The organism is Alkalilimnicola sp. S0819 (assembly GCF_009295635.1).
GTDB lineage: Bacteria > Pseudomonadota > Gammaproteobacteria > Nitrococcales > WHIW01 > S0819.
Genome location: NZ_WHIW01000002.1, coordinates 225,897 through 244,732 on the forward strand (window position 1 = coordinate 225,897; position 18,836 = coordinate 244,732).

The window sequence follows — 18,836 nt, forward strand, 5'->3', positions numbered from 1 at the left end:
GAATAAGTCAGTGCTGATCCAATCAATCTGGGAGGGGCGAAGCATGGCCGTGAAAACTGCCGTCGAATGCTCCGGCAAGCGGGTCCGGCCGGTGAGATTGGTTTCTGGCGCCTTGGGGCGGGCACGGCCTGCCGGGAGCGGGGCCTAGTGGCCTGGCTCTCCGATGAGGGGATGGACAGCACGCGCAATCTGGAACCGGTCAAACAGCAGGGGCCGTGGAAGCTGCAGGCCGCGGCTTCCTGGGGTGCATCCGCCGATGCGACAGGGAAAGACGCCGATTCGTCGCAACCCTGTCCGGCAGCGCCCGGGGAGAACCGGGACGAGCCCGGTCTGGATTGGCAAGTCGCGCTACACGGCGGAGAGACGGGGCTGGAAGCCTTATGGCCCGCTTGGGAGCGAATGCTGGCCGGTGACGGGGGGTGTTACTACGAGCGCCCTGAATACTACCGGGCTTATCAGCGCTGCCTGGAGCGCCAGCCCGGTGCCGGCCTGCTGCTCGCGGTGGGCCAGGAGAAGGCACCGACGCTGATCGTCCCCCTGCAGCGCCACACGCTGGGCCGAGGGCCCCTGGGTCTGCGCCTGCTGCAGACACCGTCTCATCCGCACCTCAGCGGTCTGGGCGTGCCCTTGTCGGTGGCGGCGGCGCCGGCGGACCTGGAATCGACCCTGCAGGCATTGTTGGGGGCGCGGGGGCGGGGACTGAACTGGGACGTGTTGCGCTTGCGCAATATTCCGGCAGCCTCGCCGGTTCCTCAGTTGATGCGGCGCTTGGCACCTGGCCGAGTGCTGGTGCGGACCCGTCGCGTCCGAGCCTGGTTCGATTGCCGGACCGAGGCCGGGGTGATGGGGCGTTATCCGGGGACGCATCGCCGCAATCTGGCGAGGCTGCGGCGCCGCGCCGAGCAGGGGCGGGGGCTGCGGGTCGAGATCGTGCGTGCGCCCGGCGCGCTGGAGTCGGCGTTCGAAACCTTCCTTCGGCTGGAGAGCGCCGGTTGGAAAGGGGCGGGTGGCACGGGAAGTGCCATCGCCAGCTGTCCGGATCTGCGCCGCTACTACCGCGGTCTGATGCGTGGTTTCGCCGCGCTGGGGCGCTGTCAGATCAACCTGCTGCGCATTGGTGATCAGTACGCGGCCGGGCAGTTCTGTCTGCTGGGCCGGGGGCGGCTGGCGGTGTTGAAGATCGGCTACGACGAGGCCTTCAAGAGCGAGGGGCCGGGGGTCATTCTGCTCGATGAAGTGCTCCGCGATTGCGTGGCCCGTGGCGATGTGGCGCGGGTCGATCTGACCACCGCGCCGGACTGGGCCCGCCGCTGGAACCCCCAATTGGAAGAACTGCTGGACCTATGGGTGTTTCGACCCGGGCCGCGGGCGGACTTGGCGCGCCTCGCACTGCGGCTGAGGAGCAGCCTGAAACAGGGTTTCCGGACCAGGGGCGGCGCATCGGCGTTTCGGCTTCGGTCGAATAGCCGCGACGCATGGGCCTCGATGGAGTCGCCAGGGAGGGCGCAATGGTAATACTCGGACTCAACTATTTCTTTCACGACTCCACGGCCTGTCTGGTGGTGGACGGTGAACTGCGGGTGGCGCTGGAAGAGGAACGCTTCACCCGCCAAAAGCATACCCAGGCCTTTCCGGTTCAGGCGGTGGAACAGTGTCTGCGTCAACAGGGGATGGATTTTCACGATATCGACCATATCGCGGTCTCCATCAAGCCCGGCCTGGACCGGGGCGCCAAACTCGCCTACGGCCTGCGTCACCCGCGGCAGCTGAAGCCATTCCTGCGCCACGAGTTCCTCAACAGCGCGCGCCGTCAGCGGGGTTTCCGCGCCTGGCTGCAGCGCCATTGGCCTGACCCGGCGTGTCGGCCGGAGGTGCACTACATCGAGCATCATCTGGCGCATATCGCCGGCTCTTTCTTCGTCTCCCCCTACGAGCGTGCGGCGCTGCTCTCGCTGGACGGCGCCGGTGAGTGGGCCACCTCCTGGGTGGGCGTAGGCGAGGGCAACCGCGTCAAGCGCCTGGGCGGCAATTATTTTCCCCACTCCCTGGGCTCCGTCTACGAAGCCGCCACCGAATTCTGTGGCTTCCGGCCCAACTACGACGAAGGCAAGACCATGGGGCTGGCCCCCTTCGGCGACCCGCGACGCTTCCAGCCCACGGTGGCGCGCATCGTCGTCCCGGACGGTGACTGGGGGACGCGGGTCGATCTGTCCTATTTCAGCTACCAGCACTGGGGTTTTCAACGCTGCTCGCCGAAATTTCACCGCACCTTCGGGCCGCCCCGGCGGGGCGGGGCATTCGCCGAGCACCACCAGGACGTGGCGGCGGCCTTTCAGCGGGTACTGGAAGATCGCGTACTCGCCATCTGCCGCCGCCTGCGCGAGCGCACCGGCGCCGACTATCTGGTGCTCGCCGGCGGCGTCTCGCTGAACAGTGTCATGAATGGGCGCATCCTGCGCGAAGCCGGTTTCAAGGACCTCTACGTCATGCCCGCCGCCGGCGACAACGGCACGGCCATAGGCGCGGCCTTCTATCTCTACAACGGTTTGCTGGGGCTGCCGCGCCGGTACGCTCACCTGGACCCCTACGTGGGCAACGCCTACAGCGACGAGGAGATTGCCCGGGTGCTGCGCCAGGCGAAGCTGCCGGCGCGCCAGCACGGCGATATTGTCGAGGTGGCGGCGGATCTGCTCGCCCGGGGCCAGATCATCGGCTGGCACCAGGGGCGCATGGAGATCGGGCCGCGGGCGCTGGGCAACCGCAGCATACTGGCCAATCCCACGCTGCCCGGCATGAAGGACAAGATCAACGCCGAGGTGAAGTACCGCGAGCCCTACCGTCCCTTTGCGCCGGCCGCGCCCGCGGAGCGCAAGAGCGAATACTTCGACATCGAGGTGGACGCGCCCTTCATGCTCAAGGTTTGCAATGTGCGCCCGGAGGCACGTGCCCGGCTGCCGGCCGTGACCCACGTGGACGGCAGCGCCCGACTGCAGACCGTGCACCGGGACAGCAATCCGCTGTTCCATCGCCTGCTGCATGCCTTCGAGGCGCGCTCGGGGACGCCGGTGTTGCTCAACACCAGTTTCAACATCCAGGGCGAGCCGGTGGTGGAGTCCCCCTGGCATGCCCTGCGCTGCTTCTATTCCACCGGCCTGGACGCGCTGGTGCTGGGTAATTTTCTCCTGACCAAGGAGTCCCTCGTCCAGGACCCACCGTCGAGGCTTGAATGCTTGCAATCCGACCGGCCAGCCCCTATTGCCGCAGTCAGTGGCATGGCCGGTACGACGGCTTGATGGCGTATGCCGGGGACGTGCAAGCCGGCATTCATCCGCGGGGGCGGGTAAGCCGACTTTTCGCCAAGGAAGGGTAAGTAACATGAATATCAGTGTGTTTGGTTTGGGGTACGTGGGGGCGGTGTCAGCGGCCTGCCTGGCGCGCAAGGGGCATCGGGTCATTGGGGTGGATGCCGCGCCCGAAAAGATCGCGCTCATCAACGAGGGCATGGCTCCGATCATCGAGCCGGGCCTTACCGAAATCATCAGCGATGCCGTGAGCAGCGGTCATCTCTGCGCCACCGAAGACGCCGAAGCCGCCTTCTTCGACACGGAACTCTCCCTGGTGTGCGTGGGCACGCCCAGCCAGGCCAACGGCAGCCTGGACATGTCCGCCGTGCGCCGGGTCTGCGAGCAGTTGGGGGACCTGCTCGCCGTCAAGAACGGTTTCCATATCATCGTCATGCGCAGCACCATGCTGCCGGGCTCCATGCGAGACGTGGTCATCCCCTTGTTGCGCGAACGCTCGGGCAAGGAGCCGGGACGGGATTTCGGCGTCTGCTGCAACCCCGAATTCCTCCGCGAGAGCACGGCGGTGGTGGATTTCTTCCATCCGCCGAAGACCGTCATCGGTGCGAGCGACCCGCGTAGCGGCCAGGCCCTGGCGAGCCTCTACGAGAGCTTCGACGCGCCCTTGATGCAGGTCGACGTGGAAACCGCCGAGATGGTCAAGTACACCGATAACGCCTGGCACGCGCTCAAGGTGGGTTTCGCCAATGAGATCGGCAATCTGTGCAAGGCCCTGGCGCTGGACAGCCACCGGGTCATGGACATCTTCTGCCAGGACACCAAGCTCAATATCTCCCCCTGTTATCTCAAACCGGGCTTCGCCTTCGGCGGCTCCTGCCTGCCAAAGGACCTGCGGGCGCTCAACTACAAGGCCCGCATGCTGGATGTCGAGCTGCCGATTCTCGGCGCCATCCTGCCGAGCAACGCCCTGCAGCTGGATCGTGCGGTGCGGATGGTCAGCGCCCGCGGGCATCGCCGGGTCGGCGTGCTGGGATTCAGCTTCAAGGCCGGCACCGATGATCTGCGCGAGAGCCCGGTGGTGGAGCTCATCGAGCGGCTGCTGGGCAAGGGCTACGAGCTGTGCATCTACGACCGCAACGTCAATCTGGCCGCGCTGCGGGGCTCCAACCGCGATTACCTGTTGAACCGCATTCCCCATGTCTCGGCCCTGATGGCCGATTCCATGGACACGGTGCTGGAGCACGCCCAGACCGTGGTGGTGGGCAACCGCGCCGAGGAGTTCTCCGGCGTGCGCGAGCAGCTGCGCGAGGATCAGGCACTGATCGATCTGGTGCGGCTGGAGGCTCGGGAGACGAGCACGGAGGGCTACGATGGCATCTGCTGGTAAGCCGCGCCGTGTGCTGATGATCGTGGAGAACCTGCCGGTGCCCTTCGACCGGCGGGTCTGGCAGGAGGCCACCACCTTGCGAGATGCCGGGTACCAGGTCTCGGTGATCTGCCCCACGGGGCCGGGCTGCGAGCGGCGTCGGGAAGTGCGCGAGGACATCCATATCTACCGCCACCCCTTGCCCATCGAAGCGGAAGGGGCGGCGGGGTACGCACTGGAATACGCCAGCGCGCTGTTCTGGGAGTTCTTCCTCGCCCTGCGCATCGCCCTGACCCGCGGCTTCGATGTGCTGCACGGCTGCAATCCGCCGGACACCATCTTCCTGATCGGCGGTTTCTTCAAGCTGTTCGGCAAGAAGTTCCTCTTCGATCATCACGATATCAATCCCGAACTCTACGAGGCCAAGTTCGGCCGCCGCGACCGCTTCTACCGCCTGCTGCTGGCGCTGGAGCGTTGGACCTTTCGCACCGCCGACGTCTCATTGGCCACCAACCAGTCCTACCGGCGCATCGCGCTGGAACGAGGGCGCATGGATCCGGAGCGCGTGTTCGTGGTACGTAGCGGCCCGAACCTGAGTCGGCTGCAACGGCTGCCGCCGGTGCAATCGCTCAGGGGCGGGCGGTCCTATCTGGTCGGCTATGTGGGTGTCATGGGGCGCCAGGAAGGGATCGACTATCTGCTGCGCGCGGTGCGTCATATCGTCCACGAACTGGGGCGGCACGACATTCACTTCGGCTTGGTGGGCGGGGGCACGGAGCTGGCGGCGCTGCAGGCCTATGCCGAAGAGCTGAAGGTGGCCGAGTACGTCACCTTCACCGGACGGGTGCCGGATCGGCAATTGCTGGAAATGCTCAACACCGCCGATGTTTGCGTGAACCCGGACGTGGCCAATGAGATGAACGACAAGTCCACCATGAACAAGATCATGGAATACATGGCCCTGGGCAAGCCCATCGTGCAGTTCGACCTTACCGAAGGGCGCTATTCCGCCGGCGAATCTTCGCTCTACGCCCGGCCCAACGATGCCCAGGATCTGGCGGCGAAGCTGGTGGAGCTGATCGATGATCCGCCGCGACGGGCGCGTATGGGCGAGCTGGGTCGTGCCCGGGTCGAGAATGAGTTGGAGTGGCGCTACGAGGCGCCGAAGCTGCTGGCCGCCTACGAGCGGCTGTTTGCCGCCGGCGCGGCCCGCGGCACTGGTGTGAAAGGGATTTTTGCAGGACGTGAGTAACCACAGGGGACGAGTGATGTTGCACAGAACGCTTATCGGAAGGCGGGTCGCGGTGGCGGCCATTTTCTTCAGTCTGGGCCTGCTGGTGGCGGTTCCGTCGCTGGCGAGTCAGGTGGCGGAGGGCGCGGCGCCGTCGATCTCGGAGCCCTACCGCATCGGCCCGGAGGATCTGCTCGACATATCCGTGTGGAAGGAGGAGGAACTGCAGCGTGAAGTGCTGGTACGCCCCGATGGCGGCATTTCCTTTCCCCTGGCCGGCGATATTCAGGTGGCCGGCAAGACCGTCAAGCAAGTGCAGGACGAGCTGGCGAAGCGGATCCGCAAGTACATCCCCGGTGCCGTGGTCACCGTGGCCACCAAGACCATCGCCGGCTATCGGGTCTACGTGATGGGCAAGGTCAACAACCCGGGCCAGTACAGTGTGGGCCGCTACGTGGACGTGATGCAGGCCCTCACCCTGGCCGGTGGCATGACGCCCTTCGCCGACGAGAACAAGGTGAAGGTCATCCGCCGTGTGGACGGCGGTGAAGAAGTCTATGGTTTCGATTACAGCAAGGTGCGTGCCGGCAAGAGCCTGGAGCAGAACATTCTGCTGCGCAGTGGTGATGTGGTAGTGGTGCCCTGAACACCCACGGGTGTTCGTGTAGGAGACAATAATGAAACAGCAAGGATTGTTCATGATCGGTGCGCCGATGCGCTCGCGCACCCGGAACAGGCCCCTGCGCCGTGTGCCGGCTCTGACGGCACTGGCCTTGGTGCTCGCGCCCGGGGCGGCCCTGGCCGAGGCCTGGTTGCTGGAACCGTACCTGAGCGTGGGTCTGGGCTACGACGACAATGTAGAGCTTGTTACCGACGACTCGGTGGGAAGCCCCGTCGGCATGGTTTCCGTGGGTGCGGATCTGCGTCGGGTGACGGAAACCCTGGAGGTGCGTGGTCGCGGGCAGCTGGACTATCGCGGCTACACCGATGAGGACGCTCCCGACAACGAAGATGCCCAGCTGCTGGCGCTGGAGCTGCTGCACCGTCGTCCCACCGGTGACTGGGGGCTGGATGGCCGTTTTCGACGGGACACCACCACGGCTGAATTCGACCGCGTGGCGCTTGGCGATGACACCGGGTCGGACGTGGACGCCGGCGTGGTCGAGGAGGATGTGCGGCGGCACCGGCTGCGCGTGGCGCCCAGTTGGCGCCGGCAGTTGACCGAGCGGGTCGGGCTGGAAGCCGCCTACAGCTTTCAGGATCTGAACTATTCCGACAGTGGTGCGAATAACCTGGAAGATTCCCGGGTACACCAGCTCGCCGCCCAGGGTGATTATGCCCTGAGCGAGCGCACCACCGTAGGCGCGAGGCTGGAGACCCTCCTGTTTCGGCCGGACGATTCGGCCGATGTTGACGCCTATATCGTTTCGGGGGTAATCGAGCACAGGGTGTCCGTGCGGACCACCGTAGGCGCCTCGCTCGGCATCAGTCATGCCGAGGACAAGGATCTGAACGATTCCGAAACCGACCTGATTGGTCGGCTCAGCCTGCGCCACCGCGCGGAGCGCTGGCGGGGTGTCTTGCAGCTTGAACGCCAGTTGCTGCCCAGTGCTATCGGGCGGCTGGAGGAGGTCAACCAGTTCCTGGTGGGTGTGGAGCAGGATGTCTCCCCGCGCACCCGGCTCGGCCTGAATCTGCGAGCCTTCGATGCCGAGCGCTTGGGAGATGCGCGAGGTGGCGCGTCGCGCGAGTACCTGCGTATCTCTCCTACCTGGTCCTGGCGGCTCGACCGCAACTGGGAGATTGCCGCCCGGTATGAGTATCGACAGGTGGAGCGGGATAACGGGAACGACAGCGCCGATCGCAACGCGGTGATGTTCACACTGCGTTATCGGCCTCTCAGGGAGCTGCCCTGAGGATTGCGCCGCGCTCTGCGCGGCGTTTTTGTTTGTAGCGATTGCGTGTGGGCAAAGGGGCCCTTAAACCCTACTGCACGCTGAGGGGCCGGCTTGGCCGTCGGCATGTGGGCGCGGGCTCGTGCGAGGGAATGCATGGGCGCTGGTTGGAAACGGGAGGTTCATGAGGAGGTGTGAAGATGGGGGTCACAGGCAGGATGCTGGGCCTTGCGTTGATACTGGGTTTGCCGGCGGTATCGGTCCAGGCCGGGGCGCCGGCGGCGCCTACCGTGGCGCAGAAGGATGTCGGCGATGCGTCGGTCGTGTTGAACGCCCCGGCGGCACGGGCGCAGCCGGCGGTTTGGTGGCAGGGGCCGACCCAGGCCACGTCGCAAACGCCCATAAGTCGGAGTCAGCCGGCGGCAGTGGAGTCGTTGATTGCCGAGGATAGCCAGCGGCCGGAAGCGGTGCCGCCGGCTTTCCTCGCTCTGGGCTTGGCTCTGTTAGGGCTGGTGGTGGTCGCGCGGCGTGGACCGGCCGCCAGAAAGCGTTCTGAAGGGGTATTGCAGGCCGCGGGTCGGGTCTGACGACGTCGCCCCCGCAGCCTTGCCCCCACCGCTTGCCACAGGGGGGCTAGCCAGTAACCGCCCGGCAGTGCCGCCGGGCGGTTTTTCGTATCTGCTGCATCGTGCGGCGCTTACATCCACAAGCCCCGGATGCCCAGCACGCCCATCGTCACCAGTGAGGCGAAACCCAGGTGCGCGCGCCATTGGCTGGTGAGCCGTTGAATCAGCAGCTCACAGGCATAGGCGAGCACGATCAGTTGCGCAAGCATCAATGCGAAACCGGTACCCAGGGCGTCCCGGTCCGGGAAGACGGCCAGCAACAGCACCACGGCCAGTACCAGATAATCCGTCGGGGTGATGGGGAAGTCCGACTCCGAGGAAAAAGCGATGGCGGCGATCACGCCCAAACTGATGCCGGCGAAGAACAGGCTTTGCAGCCACTGGCTCGCCCAGGGTGCGGCCGCGGGGTAACGCACCGCCAGGTACACCACGAAAGCCAGGGTGAGGTAGATCAGCGCGCGGTTGATCAGCGTTTTACGATCGGCGCGGAGCAACATGGCGGTGAGCATCAGCAAAAACGCCGCCATCGCCCCCAGGCCGAAATCCGCCGGCACCACGTCGGCGAAGATGCTCACGGCCAGCATATACAGGAACACCGCCACGGCCACTGCCCGGGTGGCGAAGGCTCCCAGACTGCGGCAGCGGGGCGACAGGGTGCGCAGGCGCCCATCGCCGGTCAGGCCCTGATGCTCACGTCGCCAGCCGAGCCGCTCCAACCTGCCCAGGCCAAGGAAGATCGCCACGCAGCCACCCAGATACAGGGCCAGGATGAGGGCGTTGGCCTGGTGACTCAGCAACACGCCGGCGGTGACGAACAAGGCCTGTGCCCCGTAGATCAGGATTACCGACTCCCCGTGCTGAAAGCCCAGATCCAGCAGCCGGTGGTGGATATGGTTGCGGGTGGCCCGGAACCAGTTCATGCGCTGGCGTACTCGTTGGTAGAGCACCGCGAGGATGTCGATGATGGGCAGGCCCAGCAGCAGCGCCGGCAGGGCGGCGCTCAAGGTGGGGTCGGCGTGCTGGGTGAGGTAGACCACCAGAAAGGCCAGGGTGTAGCCCAGCAGCTGGCTGCCGCTGTCACCCATGAACACCCGCGCCGGATGCACGTTATAGCGCAGGAAGCCCAGGATGCTGCCGATGGCCGCCAGACTGATCAGCACTACCAGCTGCGCGTCCACCAGCCAGGCGAGCAGGGCGATAGCCACCAGGCTGAGCAGGGTTTCGCCGCTGGCCAGCCCGTCCAGCCCATCGGCGTGGTTGATGGAATTGATGGCGCCGACCATGGCGAACACCGTGATTGCCATGCCCAGCGCGGGGCTGATCAGCTCCGGGGGAACGAAAGGCAGGCGGGTGATGTACAGGCCCCCGTGGAACACCACCAGACCCACCGCCGCCAGCTGGCCGACGAACTTGGTGTAATGGCCCAGCTCGAAACGGTCATCGAGCAGGCCGGAGGCGAACAGGATCACCGCGCCGGCCAGCCAGGCACCGAGCATGGGTTCCAGCGGCAGCACCAGCAGCAGGGGCAGCAACAGGCCGACGGCAATGCCGATGCCGCCCACCCGCGCCACCGGGCGGGCGTGCACCTTGCGCGCGCAGGGTTGATCCATCAGCCCCAGCCGAGGTGCCAGCCGCATTGCCAGTGGAATGGCCATGATGCTGCACAACAGGCTGCTGAGCAGAACGAAGAAATACTGCATGGTGAGGCCCCCCTGTCCCTGGGTCTTGCTTTTGTCCCCGCGGCTTTGGCGGGGATCTACCCAAAGATGAGGTCGGGCCGGCGCGGTGCAAGGGAGCGCTTCATCCGGAAACAAAAAAGCCCGCGAATCGCGGGCTTTTCATTGGGTTCCGGTGAAAACCCTTGTCTGGTGGAGGCGGCGGGAATCGAACCCGCGTCCGCAGGGGATCCACCCTTGGATCTACATGCTTAGCCCATTTATTTTTTTAACCACCTGCTCCCGAATGAGCGACGGAACACAAGTGGCGATCCCTGTAGATTTTAGACCCGAACGCTAGGGCACACGTGCGGGCTTAGCTTGTGAGCTACGTCCGCCGAGTTGGAAGCACAAGCACTTACCAGTCGGCGGCCAGCGGGATTTAGGCCGCTAGAGCGTAGTTTTCGTCGTTGGCAACTATTTTAAAGTTGGCAGCTTTTTTTAACGAGGGAAAGCTACATCCTCGACATGCACCTCAGGATTCACGACCTGCGTCGAAACCATGTCGCCCCCGTGTGGGAGACCTTCAGTGTACGCCAGCCTCCGATGCCTTGCGAGCCCCGAAGGCCGCGTACACAAGATTAGACAGATATCCCGGGGAAAGTTCCCGCGCCGGGGTCAGCGCTCAGCCCTGGTGCTTGAGCAGCCGCTCCTTCTGCCGCTTCCAGTCCTGGTCTTTCTTGGTCGCGCGCTTGTCGTGCAGTTTCTTGCCCTTGGCGAGGCCCACCTCCAGCTTCGCCCGTCCCCGCTTCCAGTGCAGGTTCAGCGGGATCAGGGTGTAGCCCTCGCGCTCGGTGCCGCCGATCAGACGGTTAAGCTCCCGTCGGTGCAACAGCAGCTTGCGGGTGCGGGTGGGGTCGGGCTTGATGTGGGTGGACGCCGTGGGCAGCGGCGTGATGTTGGCGCCGATCAACCAGGCCTCGCCACGGCGCATCTTGACGTAGGCCTCCTGCAGGCTGGCCCGCCCGGCGCGCAGGCTTTTCACCTCCCAGCCTTCCAGCGCCAGCCCTGCCTCCAGTTGCTCCTCGATGAAGAACTCGTGCCGGGCCTTGCGGTTGACGGCGATGCCGCTGCCGCCCTGTTTCGGTTTTTTCGCTTGTTTGCTCACGGCGGCTATTCTAGCGCCCGGGATGGGGTAAAGGCCACGGCCCCGCGGCGCTCTTGTCAGTGCTCAGTGCCCGGTTGACAATGGCGGCGGGGAGTAAGGAGTAAACACCACGTGAGTCTGCAGCGCCGCTCGCCCCACGGGCAGTGGTCCAACCGTCTGATTTTTATCGGCGCCGTGTGCGCCGCGTCCGTGGGGCTGGGGAATGTGTGGAAGTTTCCGCAATTGCTCGCCGAGCACGGTGGCGGTGCGTTCCTGCTGCTGTATCTGAGTTGTCTGTTGCTGCTCACGGTGCCCTTGATGGCCGCGGAAGCGCTGCTGGGGCGGCGGGGCCGTGCGAATCCGTACAGTACCTGGAAGCGCGCGGCCAACGAGGCTGGCGGCAGCAGCCTGTGGGCCGCGGGCGGCGCGCTGGGCATGGTCACAGCGCTGTTGCTGGTGGTGGGCTACGGGGTGCTGGGTGGCTGGTCGCTGGCCTACGTGTTCCGCGCCGGCGGCGGCGCCTTGCAGGGCATGGACGCGGTGGGTGCCCAGGAGTTGTTTCGCGCGCTCACCTCGGACCCCGAGCGCATGCTGACCTGGATGACGCTGTTCGTGGTGATGTCGGCGATGATTGTGGGCCGCGGGCTGCGCTTCGGTCTGGAGGACGCGGTACGCTGGCTGTGGCCGGCGTTGCTGCTGACGCTTGGCCTGCTGCTGGTGGCGGCGGTGGGCAGCGGGAAGTTCCTGGCCGGGGTGAAATTGCTGCTGATGCCGCGCCCCGAACAGGTGGGCCTGGCCGCCTTGCTGGCCGCGTTGGAGCATGCTTTTTTCAGCTTCGGGCTGGGGCTGGGGGCTGTGCTGGTGTTCAGTGCCTATCTGGATGACCGTGCCCCGCTGCTCGGCAGCTGCGCCTGGATCGTGGGGCTGGATACACTGTTCGGTCTGCTGGCCGGGCTCGCGCTGGTGCCCTTGCTGGAAGCGACGGGGCAGCCGCTGCGTGGCGGTGTGGCCCTGGGCTTCGAGATCATGCCCCAGGTGGTGGGGGTCTTGCGTTTCGGAGACTGGATCGGCGTCGGCTTTTATCTGTTGCTGTTTCTGTGCGCCTGGACCTCGGCGGTGGCCTTGATGGAGCCGGCGGTGGCTTTCATGGTGGAGCGCTGGCGCCTGGAGCGGCCGCTGGCGGCCGGTTACGCGGCGGTGGCGGTCTGGTTGCCCGGCGTGGCGGCCTTGCTCTCATTCAACCTCTGGGCGCATCTGCAGCCCTTCGAGCAATGGGCCGGTGTTGTGCACGCCACCTTGTTCGATGCGCTGTTGTTCTTCGCGGGCCGGCTGCTGTTGCCGCTGTGCGCCTTGCTGCTGGTATTGCTGGTGGGCTGGCGCATGGCGCGGCAGACGGGCCGCCTGGAATTGGGGGGCGGCGCGGACTGGCATCTGTGGTACGGTTTGCTGCGGTTTCTGGCGCCGCCGGCGCTGCTTGTCATCGGCCTTGGCGCCTTTGTCTGATCGGGATTCGAGCTTATGGCTTCCATTTCACGCAGTGCCCTGGTGCCCTACACAGCGACACAGATGTACGAGTTGGTCACGGACGTGGACGGCTACAAGGAATTCCTCCCCTGGTGTCGCGATAGCGAAGTGCTGTGCGCGGATGCCGATGTGGTGGAGGGTCGCATCGTCATCGCCAAGGGCGGGTTGGAGAAGGCCTTCACCACGCGCAACCGTCACCAGCCCGGCAAGATGATCGAGATGCGTCTGGTGGAAGGGCCCTTTCGCCGGCTCGAGGGCTTCTGGCGCTTTCAGGCGCTCTCCGAGGGCGCCAGCAAGGTGAGCCTGGACCTGGATTTCGAGTTTTCCAATCAACTGGTGTCCATGGTGTTCGGCAAGGTGTTTACGCAATTGGCCAACGCCTTGGTGGATGCCTTCGTCGAGCGCGCGGAGCAGGTCTATGGTTGAGGACAGCCCCCGAATGATCCCGGTAGAGGTGGCCTACGCGGCGCCCGATGAGCAAGTGATCATTGCCCTGGAGGTGGAAGAGGGCACTACCGTGGAGCAGGCGATCGAGCGCTCGCGGGTGCGGGAGCGCTTTCCCGAAATTGATCTGAAGAAGAACAAGGTGGGGATCTTCGGCAAGCTGGGCAAGCTTGGCGAACCCCTGCGGGCCCGAGATCGGGTGGAGATCTACCGCCCGCTGATCGCCGACCCGAAGGAGATGCGGCGTCAGCGGGCGGAGAAGACCAAGTGATCAGCCCTGGTGGGTGTTGCCGGCGTCGGGGACGAGGTTGCCCTCGATGCGCCGCAGCTGGTCGCCCTGGAAGTGCAGGGTCAGCCGGCGGCGCACCGGGTCGCCCGCGTTGGGCTTGAGGGTGTAGACGTAATCCCAACGGTCAGGGTGGAACGCGCTCTGCAGCACCGGGCTGCCCAGCAGGAATTCCACCTGACGGCGGTTCATGCCCGGTTCCAGTTGGTCGACCATGTCCTGGGTGAGGATATTGCCCTGCTGGATGTCCATGTGATAGACGAGCGGCAGCCTGTCCATGGAACAGGCGCTCAGGAGCAGGGCGCTCAGGTATAATGTAGTGATTTTTCGCATCGGCATTCGATCCTAAAGCGGGCCGATCATAAGGTAAAGCGGATTTTTCGGAGGGATACGATTGGAATCCAGAGAACTGAAACAGGCGGGTCTCAAGGTTACCCTGCCGCGAATGAAGATCCTGGAGCTGTTGCGGCAGACCGAGAGCCGCCACCTGTCGGCGGAGGATGTCTACAAGGGGCTGCTGGAGGCGGGCGAGGATATTGGTCTGGCGACGGTTTATCGGGTATTGACACAGTTCGAGACGGCCGGTCTGGTGAGGCGCCACTATTTCGAGGGCAACCAGTCCATGTTCGAGCTCGACGAGGGCGACCACCACGACCATCTGGTCTGCGTGCAATGCGGCCGCATCGAGGAATTCTACGACGAGATGATCGAAAAGCGTCAGGAGGAAGCGGCGCGGCAGCGTGGTTTCGAGATCACCGACCACTCCCTGAATCTCTACGGCCGTTGCGCCGAGTGCCGAAAATAAACCTGCGAGAAATCGCGGCCGCGAGCCGTTTCTACACGATTCTGTAGGAATGGCTCGCGGCCGCGATGGCGCTCAGATCCTCAGTTCGCCGCCTTTTGCAGCATTTCGCTGGCGTGGCTGAGGGTGTTCTCCGTGATTTCCACCCCGCCCAGCATTCGGGCGATTTCCTCCACCCGCTGTGCCTCATCCAGCACCTCCACCCGCGTACGGGTGCTGTCCTCGGTGCTGGATTTGCTCACCTTCAGTTGATGATGGGCCTGGCTGGCCACCTGGGGCAGGTGCGTCACGCAGAACACCTGGTGACGGCTACCCAGGGTGCGCAACTGCCGGCCCACCACCTCGGCCACGGCGCCACCGATGCCGCTGTCGGCCTCGTCGAAGATCAGGGTGGGGATGCGGGTGGATTCGATGGTCGCCACCTCCAGCGCCAGGCCGATGCGTGACAGCTCGCCGCCCGAGGCCACCTTGCCGATGGGCTGGTAGGGCTGGCCGGGGTTGCTGCGCACCAGGAACTCCACCCGATCCAGGCCGTGGGCCGTGGCCCTGGCCTCCGGGTCATGGCGCACGTCGATACGGAAGGCGCCGCCGGGCATGCCCAGTTCGTGGATGAACTCGGTGACCCGCCGGGAGAGCGCCTCGGCGGCCTCCGAGCGACGTGCGCTCAGCGCTTCGGCCAGCTCCCGGTAGCGCGCCTGTTCCCGGTGCTGCTCGTCGCGCAGTTCCAGCAGCCGGGTCTCGGCGTGGCTCAGCTCGTCGCGCTCCGCCTGCAGCGCCTCCAGCCGGCGGGGCAGTTCCTCGGGGCGCACCCGATGCTTGCGGGCCAGATCCTGCAAGGTGGCGATGCGCTCCTCCACCCAGTGGAGGCGCTCCGGGTCCAGTTCCAGGCGGTCCAGATATCGGCGCAGGCTGTCGGCGGCTTCCTCCACCTGGACCAGCGCGCCGTTGACCAGCTCATGGGGCTCGGCCAGGGCCGACTCCAGAGCGAGTTGCTCTTCCAGTCGGCGCCCGGCCAGCCCCAGCAGGTTCTGCACCGATTGCTCGTCCTCGTAGAGCATGGCCAGCAGGGCCTGGCTGCTCTCCAGCAGCTGCCCGGCGTTGGCCAGCCGGCGCTGTTCCTGGTCCAGCTCCAGGATGTCCTCGGCGCTCATCTGCAGCGCCTCCAGTTCCTGTATCTGGTAATTGAGCAGGTCCAGCCGCTCGTAGTAACCCTCCTGGCCGCCTTCGAGCTGGGCAATGCGCGCTTCCACGTCCCGCAGACGGGACTGGCCACGGGCCAGGTCCGCGAGCACTGGCGCATTGCCGGCGTAGCCGTCGAGGATCTCCCGCTGGGCGTCCCGGCGCAGCAGCGATTGATGGGCATGCTGGCCGTGGATGTCCACCAGCCGTTCACCCAGCTCCTTGAGCGATTGCAACGGTACCGGGCGGCCGTTGATGTAGGCCTTGGAGCGGCCATTGGCCTGGACTACCCGGCGCAGTATGCATTCCTCCTCACCCAGCTCCCGCTCCGCCAGCCACTGGCGCACCGGTTCCAGCTCCTCGATCTCGAAGCTGGCACTGACTTCCGTGCGCTCGGCACCGGCGCGTATGGCGCCGCTTTCGGCGCGCTCGCCCAGGCACAGGCCCAGCGCGCCGAGCAGGATGGACTTGCCCGCCCCGGTCTCGCCGGTGAGCGCGACCATGCCCGGCTCCAGGTCCAGCTCCAGGCGCTCCACCAGGGCGAAATCACGTATGTGCAAATGGCTCAGCATAGGGGCCGTGCCTTAGACAAGGTTGCTGTCGCCCCAGCGCAGCTTGGCGCGGAGGATCTCGAAATAGCGATAGCGCGGCGGATGCAGGATACGCACCCGTTTCGGATGCCGACGGATGACGATACGCCCGCCACTGACCATGCCCAGATCGGACTGGCTGTCGCAGCTCACCCGCACATGATTATGGGCCTCGGCGTTGATCAGGATCTCTACCGTGGCGGCGGCGTTGATCACCAGCGGGCGGTTGCTCAGGGTATGCGGCGAAATCGCCACCAGGCCGATGGCATCCACATCCGGATGAATGATGGGGCCGCCGCTGGCCATGGCATAGGCGGTGGAGCCGGTGGGGGTTGAAACGATCAGCCCGTCGGAGCGATGCCGGTGCAGTAGCTCGCCCTCCACCCGGGTCTCGAATTCGATCATTCGGGCGCTGTTCCAGCGGTGCAGCACCACGTCATTGAGCGCGATGCCGCGGCTCAGCACCTGCCCTTCGTGCTCGATGAAGGCCTCCAGCAGCATGCGGGAGTCCTCGGTGTACTCGCCGGCCAGTATTCGGTCCAGCTCGCTCAAGTCCCCCGGTGCCACGTCCACCAGAAAGCCCAGGCGGCCGCGGTTCACGCCGACGATGGGCGCATCCCGATCCACCAGCGCCCGGGCGGCGTTGAGCAGGGTGCCGTCGCCACCCACGGCGATCACCAGATCGCTGTCCTGCATCACCGTGGCATGGCTGGCGACCGTGAGGCTGCTTCGGCGTCGGCCCCAGGTGTCCGCATCCAGCAAGATGGTGTAGCTCTGGCCGGCCAGGTGCTCGGCGATGCGCGCCATGGTGTCCACCACCGCGCGGTCCCGCGGCTTGCCAGTGATACCGATGGTCTTGAATTGTTGCTGCATGGGCTGGCTGTTTGCTCGTGGTGGCGCCAAGTTAGCATAGCCCCCCGGGTGCGCCAACGGCGCCGCGGGCCGCCAACATCTTGACAGTGCGGGGGCGGCTCGCTATGTTTCGCTTAGCACTCCAACGCAGAGAGTGCTAAGGTGTTCAGCCAAGGCGGATGTTGGATACGGCATGGCACGCAAAGGCGGCGAATATGGGCTCTCGGAGCGCGCCCAGCACCTGCTGAAGGTACTGGTGCAGCGCCATATACGCGATGGGCAGCCGGTGGGCTCCCGAACGCTGACCCGTGAGTCGGGGCTGTCGGTGAGCGCGGCGACGATCCGCAACGTGATGTCGGATCTGGATGAGCTCGGCTATGTGGTCTCGCCCCATACCTCGGCGGGGCGCATCCCCACGGAGAAGGGTTACCGCTTCTTCGTGGACAGCCTGCTCACGGTCAACCCGCTGCAGCCCCAGGACGTGGAGCGGCTGAAGATCCAGCTGGATGCCGAAGCCGGTACCGACGCGCTGGTGGACTCGGCTTCCAACCTGCTCTCCAGTCTGACCCATTACGCCGGGCTGGTGACCTTGCCGCGCCGCGACCACGCCGCGCTGCGTCAGGTGGAGTTCCTGCCCCTGTCGGAGAATCGGCTTCTCGCGATCCTGGTAGTGAACGAGCAGGAAGTGCAGAACCGGATTCTGGAGACCGAGCGCCCCTACTCCGAGAGCGAGCTGCGGCAGATCTCCAACTTTCTCAATGCCCAGTTCGCCGGCAAGGATGTGTTGGATGTGCGCCGCCAGCTGCTGGCGGACATGAAGCACCACCAGGCCCATCTCAATGAACTGATGGGTTCGGTGATCTCGGTGGGCGAGAAGCTTTTCACCGACACGCCGCGGGAAGAGGACTACGTGGTGGCCGGGCAGACGAACCTGATGGAATTCGCCGAGCTGTCCAACGTGGAGAAGCTGCGCGGCTTGTTCGATGCCTTCGCCCGCAAGCGCGACATTTTGAATGTGCTGGACCGCTGCCTGGTGGCGGACGGCGTACAGATATACATCGGCCAGGAATCGGGCGTGCAGATCTTCGACGGCTGCAGCCTGGTTACCTCCACCTATGCGGTGGAAGGCGAGGCGGTGGGTGTGCTGGGGGTCATTGGGCCCACCCGCATGGCCTACGACCGGGTGATACCCATCGTCGATATGACGGCGCGATTGCTGGGTACCGCCTTGAATAGATCCCGCTGAACCCAAGGTAGGCCAAATGGCCTCGGGGGCGGCAATTTTCAACAGGAGCAACGGAGTACTGCATGGCTGAGGAGAAACGACCGGAAGCCGAGCCCGTCCCCGAGACGGCCGCGGAGGAGCCCTCGGCGTCCCCGCAGGACGCCCCGGGCGGCGCGGAGGACCGTGTCGCGCAGCTGGAGTCGGAGCTGGAGCAACTGCGCCGCAAGGCCGACGAGAACTGGGAGAAGTTCGTGCGCGCCAGCGCCGAGGCGGACAATATCCGCCGCCGCGCCGAGCGTGACCTGCAGCAGGCACACAAGTTCGGGCTGGAGAAGTTCGCCGCCGACCTGCTGGCGGTCAAGGACAGCCTGGAAATGGGCCTGAAGGCCGCCGAAGGCAGCACCGACGTGGCGCGCTTGCGCGAAGGCAGCGAGCTCACCTTGAAGATGCTCGGCCAGGCCTTCGATCGCCACGGGATCGCCGAGGTGAACCCGCTGGGCGAAAAATTCGATCCCGAGCGGCACGAGGCGATGGCGATGCAGCCCAGCGCCGAGCAGCCGCCCAACACCGTGCTGGAAGTCATCCAGAAGGGTTATCTGCTCAAGGAACGTCTGCTGCGCCCGGCCATGGTGCTGGTGGCGAAGGCCCCCGAGGAGGGGCCGAGCACGCGGATCGACGAACAAGCATAGATTCAGTTCAAGGAGTACACATT

Annotated in this window: 18 protein-coding genes and 1 other RNA gene; 13 read left to right on the forward strand and 6 right to left on the reverse strand. The window is 65.4% G+C overall.

Features of this window, described 5'->3' with window-relative positions; all coding sequences use genetic code 11:
• Window positions 1–147: 147 nt before the first annotated feature.
• The 7 genes from GBG68_RS14605 (at window position 148) to GBG68_RS02665 (ending at window position 8,381) form a co-directional block, all read left to right on the forward strand.
• A complete protein-coding gene (locus GBG68_RS14605) occupies window positions 148–1,515 on the forward strand; it encodes a GNAT family N-acetyltransferase (RefSeq protein WP_152144822.1) in 1,368 nt (455 codons plus the stop codon).
• Complete coding sequence (locus GBG68_RS02640) at window positions 1,509–3,293, forward strand: carbamoyltransferase (RefSeq protein ID WP_152144824.1); 1,785 nt, start codon at window positions 1,509–1,511, stop codon at window positions 3,291–3,293. The genes GBG68_RS14605 and GBG68_RS02640 overlap by 7 nt, the downstream gene beginning before the upstream one ends.
• A gap of 82 nt (window positions 3,294–3,375) precedes the next feature.
• Window positions 3,376–4,689: a nucleotide sugar dehydrogenase gene (locus GBG68_RS02645; protein ID WP_152144826.1), complete on the forward strand. Its 1,314-nt coding sequence runs from the start codon at window positions 3,376–3,378 to the stop codon at window positions 4,687–4,689.
• A complete protein-coding gene (locus GBG68_RS02650) occupies window positions 4,673–5,920 on the forward strand; it encodes a glycosyltransferase family 4 protein (RefSeq protein WP_152144828.1) in 1,248 nt (415 codons plus the stop codon). Before GBG68_RS02645 ends, GBG68_RS02650 begins: the two co-directional genes overlap by 17 nt.
• Window positions 5,921–5,972: 52 nt before the next feature.
• Window positions 5,973–6,545 carry a polysaccharide biosynthesis/export family protein gene (locus GBG68_RS02655; protein ID WP_226801557.1) on the forward strand — a complete coding sequence of 191 codons (573 nt, stop codon included), beginning with the start codon at window positions 5,973–5,975 and terminating at the stop codon, window positions 6,543–6,545.
• Between the two features lie 31 nt (window positions 6,546–6,576).
• On the forward strand, window positions 6,577–7,815 hold the full coding sequence (locus GBG68_RS02660) for a hypothetical protein (RefSeq protein WP_152144832.1): 1,239 nt from the start codon (window positions 6,577–6,579) through the stop codon (window positions 7,813–7,815).
• Window positions 7,816–7,994: 179 nt separating this feature from the next.
• Window positions 7,995–8,381: a hypothetical protein gene (locus GBG68_RS02665; RefSeq protein WP_152765398.1), complete on the forward strand. Its 387-nt coding sequence runs from the start codon at window positions 7,995–7,997 to the stop codon at window positions 8,379–8,381.
• 110 nt (window positions 8,382–8,491) lie between these two features.
• Here GBG68_RS02665 and GBG68_RS02670 read toward each other — a convergent pair whose 3' ends face one another.
• The 3 genes from GBG68_RS02670 to smpB form a co-directional block, all read right to left on the reverse strand.
• On the reverse strand, window positions 8,492–10,120 hold the full coding sequence (locus GBG68_RS02670; RefSeq protein ID WP_152144835.1) for a glycosyltransferase family 4 protein: 1,629 nt from the start codon (window positions 10,118–10,120) through the stop codon (window positions 8,492–8,494).
• A gap of 166 nt (window positions 10,121–10,286) precedes the next feature.
• Window positions 10,287–10,648: a transfer-messenger RNA gene (gene ssrA / locus GBG68_RS02675) on the reverse strand.
• Window positions 10,649–10,760: 112 nt separating this feature from the next.
• Window positions 10,761–11,243 (reverse strand): SsrA-binding protein SmpB, encoded by a 483-nt coding sequence (smpB, locus tag GBG68_RS02680; RefSeq protein ID WP_413463304.1) that lies wholly within the window; start codon window positions 11,241–11,243, stop codon window positions 10,761–10,763.
• Between the two features lie 111 nt (window positions 11,244–11,354).
• Between smpB and GBG68_RS02685 the strand changes: the two genes are divergently transcribed.
• From GBG68_RS02685 to GBG68_RS02695, 3 genes are read left to right on the forward strand one after another with little or no spacing between them, the layout of a single operon-like run.
• Window positions 11,355–12,725, forward strand: a complete 1,371-nt coding sequence (locus GBG68_RS02685; protein ID WP_152144838.1) for a sodium-dependent transporter — start codon at window positions 11,355–11,357, stop codon at window positions 12,723–12,725.
• Window positions 12,726–12,740: 15 nt separating this feature from the next.
• Window positions 12,741–13,172, forward strand: a complete 432-nt coding sequence (locus GBG68_RS02690; RefSeq protein ID WP_152144840.1) for a type II toxin-antitoxin system RatA family toxin — start codon at window positions 12,741–12,743, stop codon at window positions 13,170–13,172.
• 13 nt (window positions 13,173–13,185) lie between these two features.
• Window positions 13,186–13,461 carry an RnfH family protein gene (locus GBG68_RS02695; RefSeq protein WP_226801579.1) on the forward strand — a complete coding sequence of 92 codons (276 nt, stop codon included), beginning with the start codon at window positions 13,186–13,188 and terminating at the stop codon, window positions 13,459–13,461.
• Here GBG68_RS02695 and GBG68_RS02700 read toward each other — a convergent pair whose 3' ends face one another.
• Window positions 13,462–13,809 carry an outer membrane protein assembly factor BamE gene (locus GBG68_RS02700; RefSeq protein ID WP_226801560.1) on the reverse strand — a complete coding sequence of 116 codons (348 nt, stop codon included), beginning with the start codon at window positions 13,807–13,809 and terminating at the stop codon, window positions 13,462–13,464. It abuts the gene before it with no gap.
• Window positions 13,810–13,870: 61 nt separating this feature from the next.
• Between GBG68_RS02700 and fur the strand changes: the two genes are divergently transcribed.
• A complete protein-coding gene (gene fur / locus GBG68_RS02705) occupies window positions 13,871–14,281 on the forward strand; it encodes a ferric iron uptake transcriptional regulator (protein ID WP_152144846.1) in 411 nt (136 codons plus the stop codon).
• A gap of 80 nt (window positions 14,282–14,361) precedes the next feature.
• Here the strand turns inward: fur and recN are convergent, their stop codons facing one another.
• Together recN and GBG68_RS02715 are read right to left on the reverse strand one after the other, a co-directional pair.
• Entirely contained in the window at window positions 14,362–16,029 is a 1,668-nt protein-coding gene (gene recN, locus GBG68_RS02710) for a DNA repair protein RecN (protein ID WP_152144848.1), read from the reverse strand.
• A gap of 12 nt (window positions 16,030–16,041) precedes the next feature.
• Complete coding sequence (locus GBG68_RS02715; protein ID WP_152144850.1) at window positions 16,042–16,920, reverse strand: NAD(+) kinase; 879 nt, start codon at window positions 16,918–16,920, stop codon at window positions 16,042–16,044.
• 172 nt (window positions 16,921–17,092) lie between these two features.
• On the opposite strand from GBG68_RS02715, the gene hrcA reads away from it, so the two are divergent.
• Window positions 17,093–18,145, forward strand: a complete 1,053-nt coding sequence (gene hrcA, locus GBG68_RS02720; RefSeq protein WP_152144852.1) for a heat-inducible transcriptional repressor HrcA — start codon at window positions 17,093–17,095, stop codon at window positions 18,143–18,145.
• A 62-nt stretch (window positions 18,146–18,207) separates the two neighbouring features.
• Window positions 18,208–18,813 (forward strand): nucleotide exchange factor GrpE, encoded by a 606-nt coding sequence (gene grpE, locus GBG68_RS02725; RefSeq protein WP_152144854.1) that lies wholly within the window; start codon window positions 18,208–18,210, stop codon window positions 18,811–18,813.
• The last annotated feature ends 23 nt before the right edge of the window (window positions 18,814–18,836 follow it).

What these genes read in the sequence shown, in the direction of transcription:
- GBG68_RS02700 (WP_226801560.1), bottom strand. Translation starts at nt 13,809, where the DNA reads ATGCGAAAAATCACTACATTATACCTGAGCGCCCTGCTCCTGAGCGCC.
- hrcA (WP_152144852.1), top strand. Translation starts at nt 17,093, where the DNA reads ATGGCACGCAAAGGCGGCGAATATGGGCTCTCGGAGCGCGCCCAGCAC.
- GBG68_RS02660 (WP_152144832.1), top strand. Translation starts at nt 6,577, where the DNA reads ATGAAACAGCAAGGATTGTTCATGATCGGTGCGCCGATGCGCTCGCGC.
- GBG68_RS02650 (WP_152144828.1), top strand. Translation starts at nt 4,673, where the DNA reads ATGGCATCTGCTGGTAAGCCGCGCCGTGTGCTGATGATCGTGGAGAAC.
- GBG68_RS02690 (WP_152144840.1), top strand. Translation starts at nt 12,741, where the DNA reads ATGGCTTCCATTTCACGCAGTGCCCTGGTGCCCTACACAGCGACACAG.
- GBG68_RS02695 (WP_226801579.1), top strand. Translation starts at nt 13,186, where the DNA reads ATGATCCCGGTAGAGGTGGCCTACGCGGCGCCCGATGAGCAAGTGATC.
- GBG68_RS02670 (WP_152144835.1), bottom strand. Translation starts at nt 10,120, where the DNA reads ATGCAGTATTTCTTCGTTCTGCTCAGCAGCCTGTTGTGCAGCATCATG.
- GBG68_RS02645 (WP_152144826.1), top strand. Translation starts at nt 3,376, where the DNA reads ATGAATATCAGTGTGTTTGGTTTGGGGTACGTGGGGGCGGTGTCAGCG.
- recN (WP_152144848.1), bottom strand. Translation starts at nt 16,029, where the DNA reads ATGCTGAGCCATTTGCACATACGTGATTTCGCCCTGGTGGAGCGCCTG.
- GBG68_RS02715 (WP_152144850.1), bottom strand. Translation starts at nt 16,920, where the DNA reads ATGCAGCAACAATTCAAGACCATCGGTATCACTGGCAAGCCGCGGGAC.
- grpE (WP_152144854.1), top strand. Translation starts at nt 18,208, where the DNA reads ATGGCTGAGGAGAAACGACCGGAAGCCGAGCCCGTCCCCGAGACGGCC.
- GBG68_RS02665 (WP_152765398.1), top strand. Translation starts at nt 7,995, where the DNA reads ATGGGGGTCACAGGCAGGATGCTGGGCCTTGCGTTGATACTGGGTTTG.
- GBG68_RS02640 (WP_152144824.1), top strand. Translation starts at nt 1,509, where the DNA reads ATGGTAATACTCGGACTCAACTATTTCTTTCACGACTCCACGGCCTGT.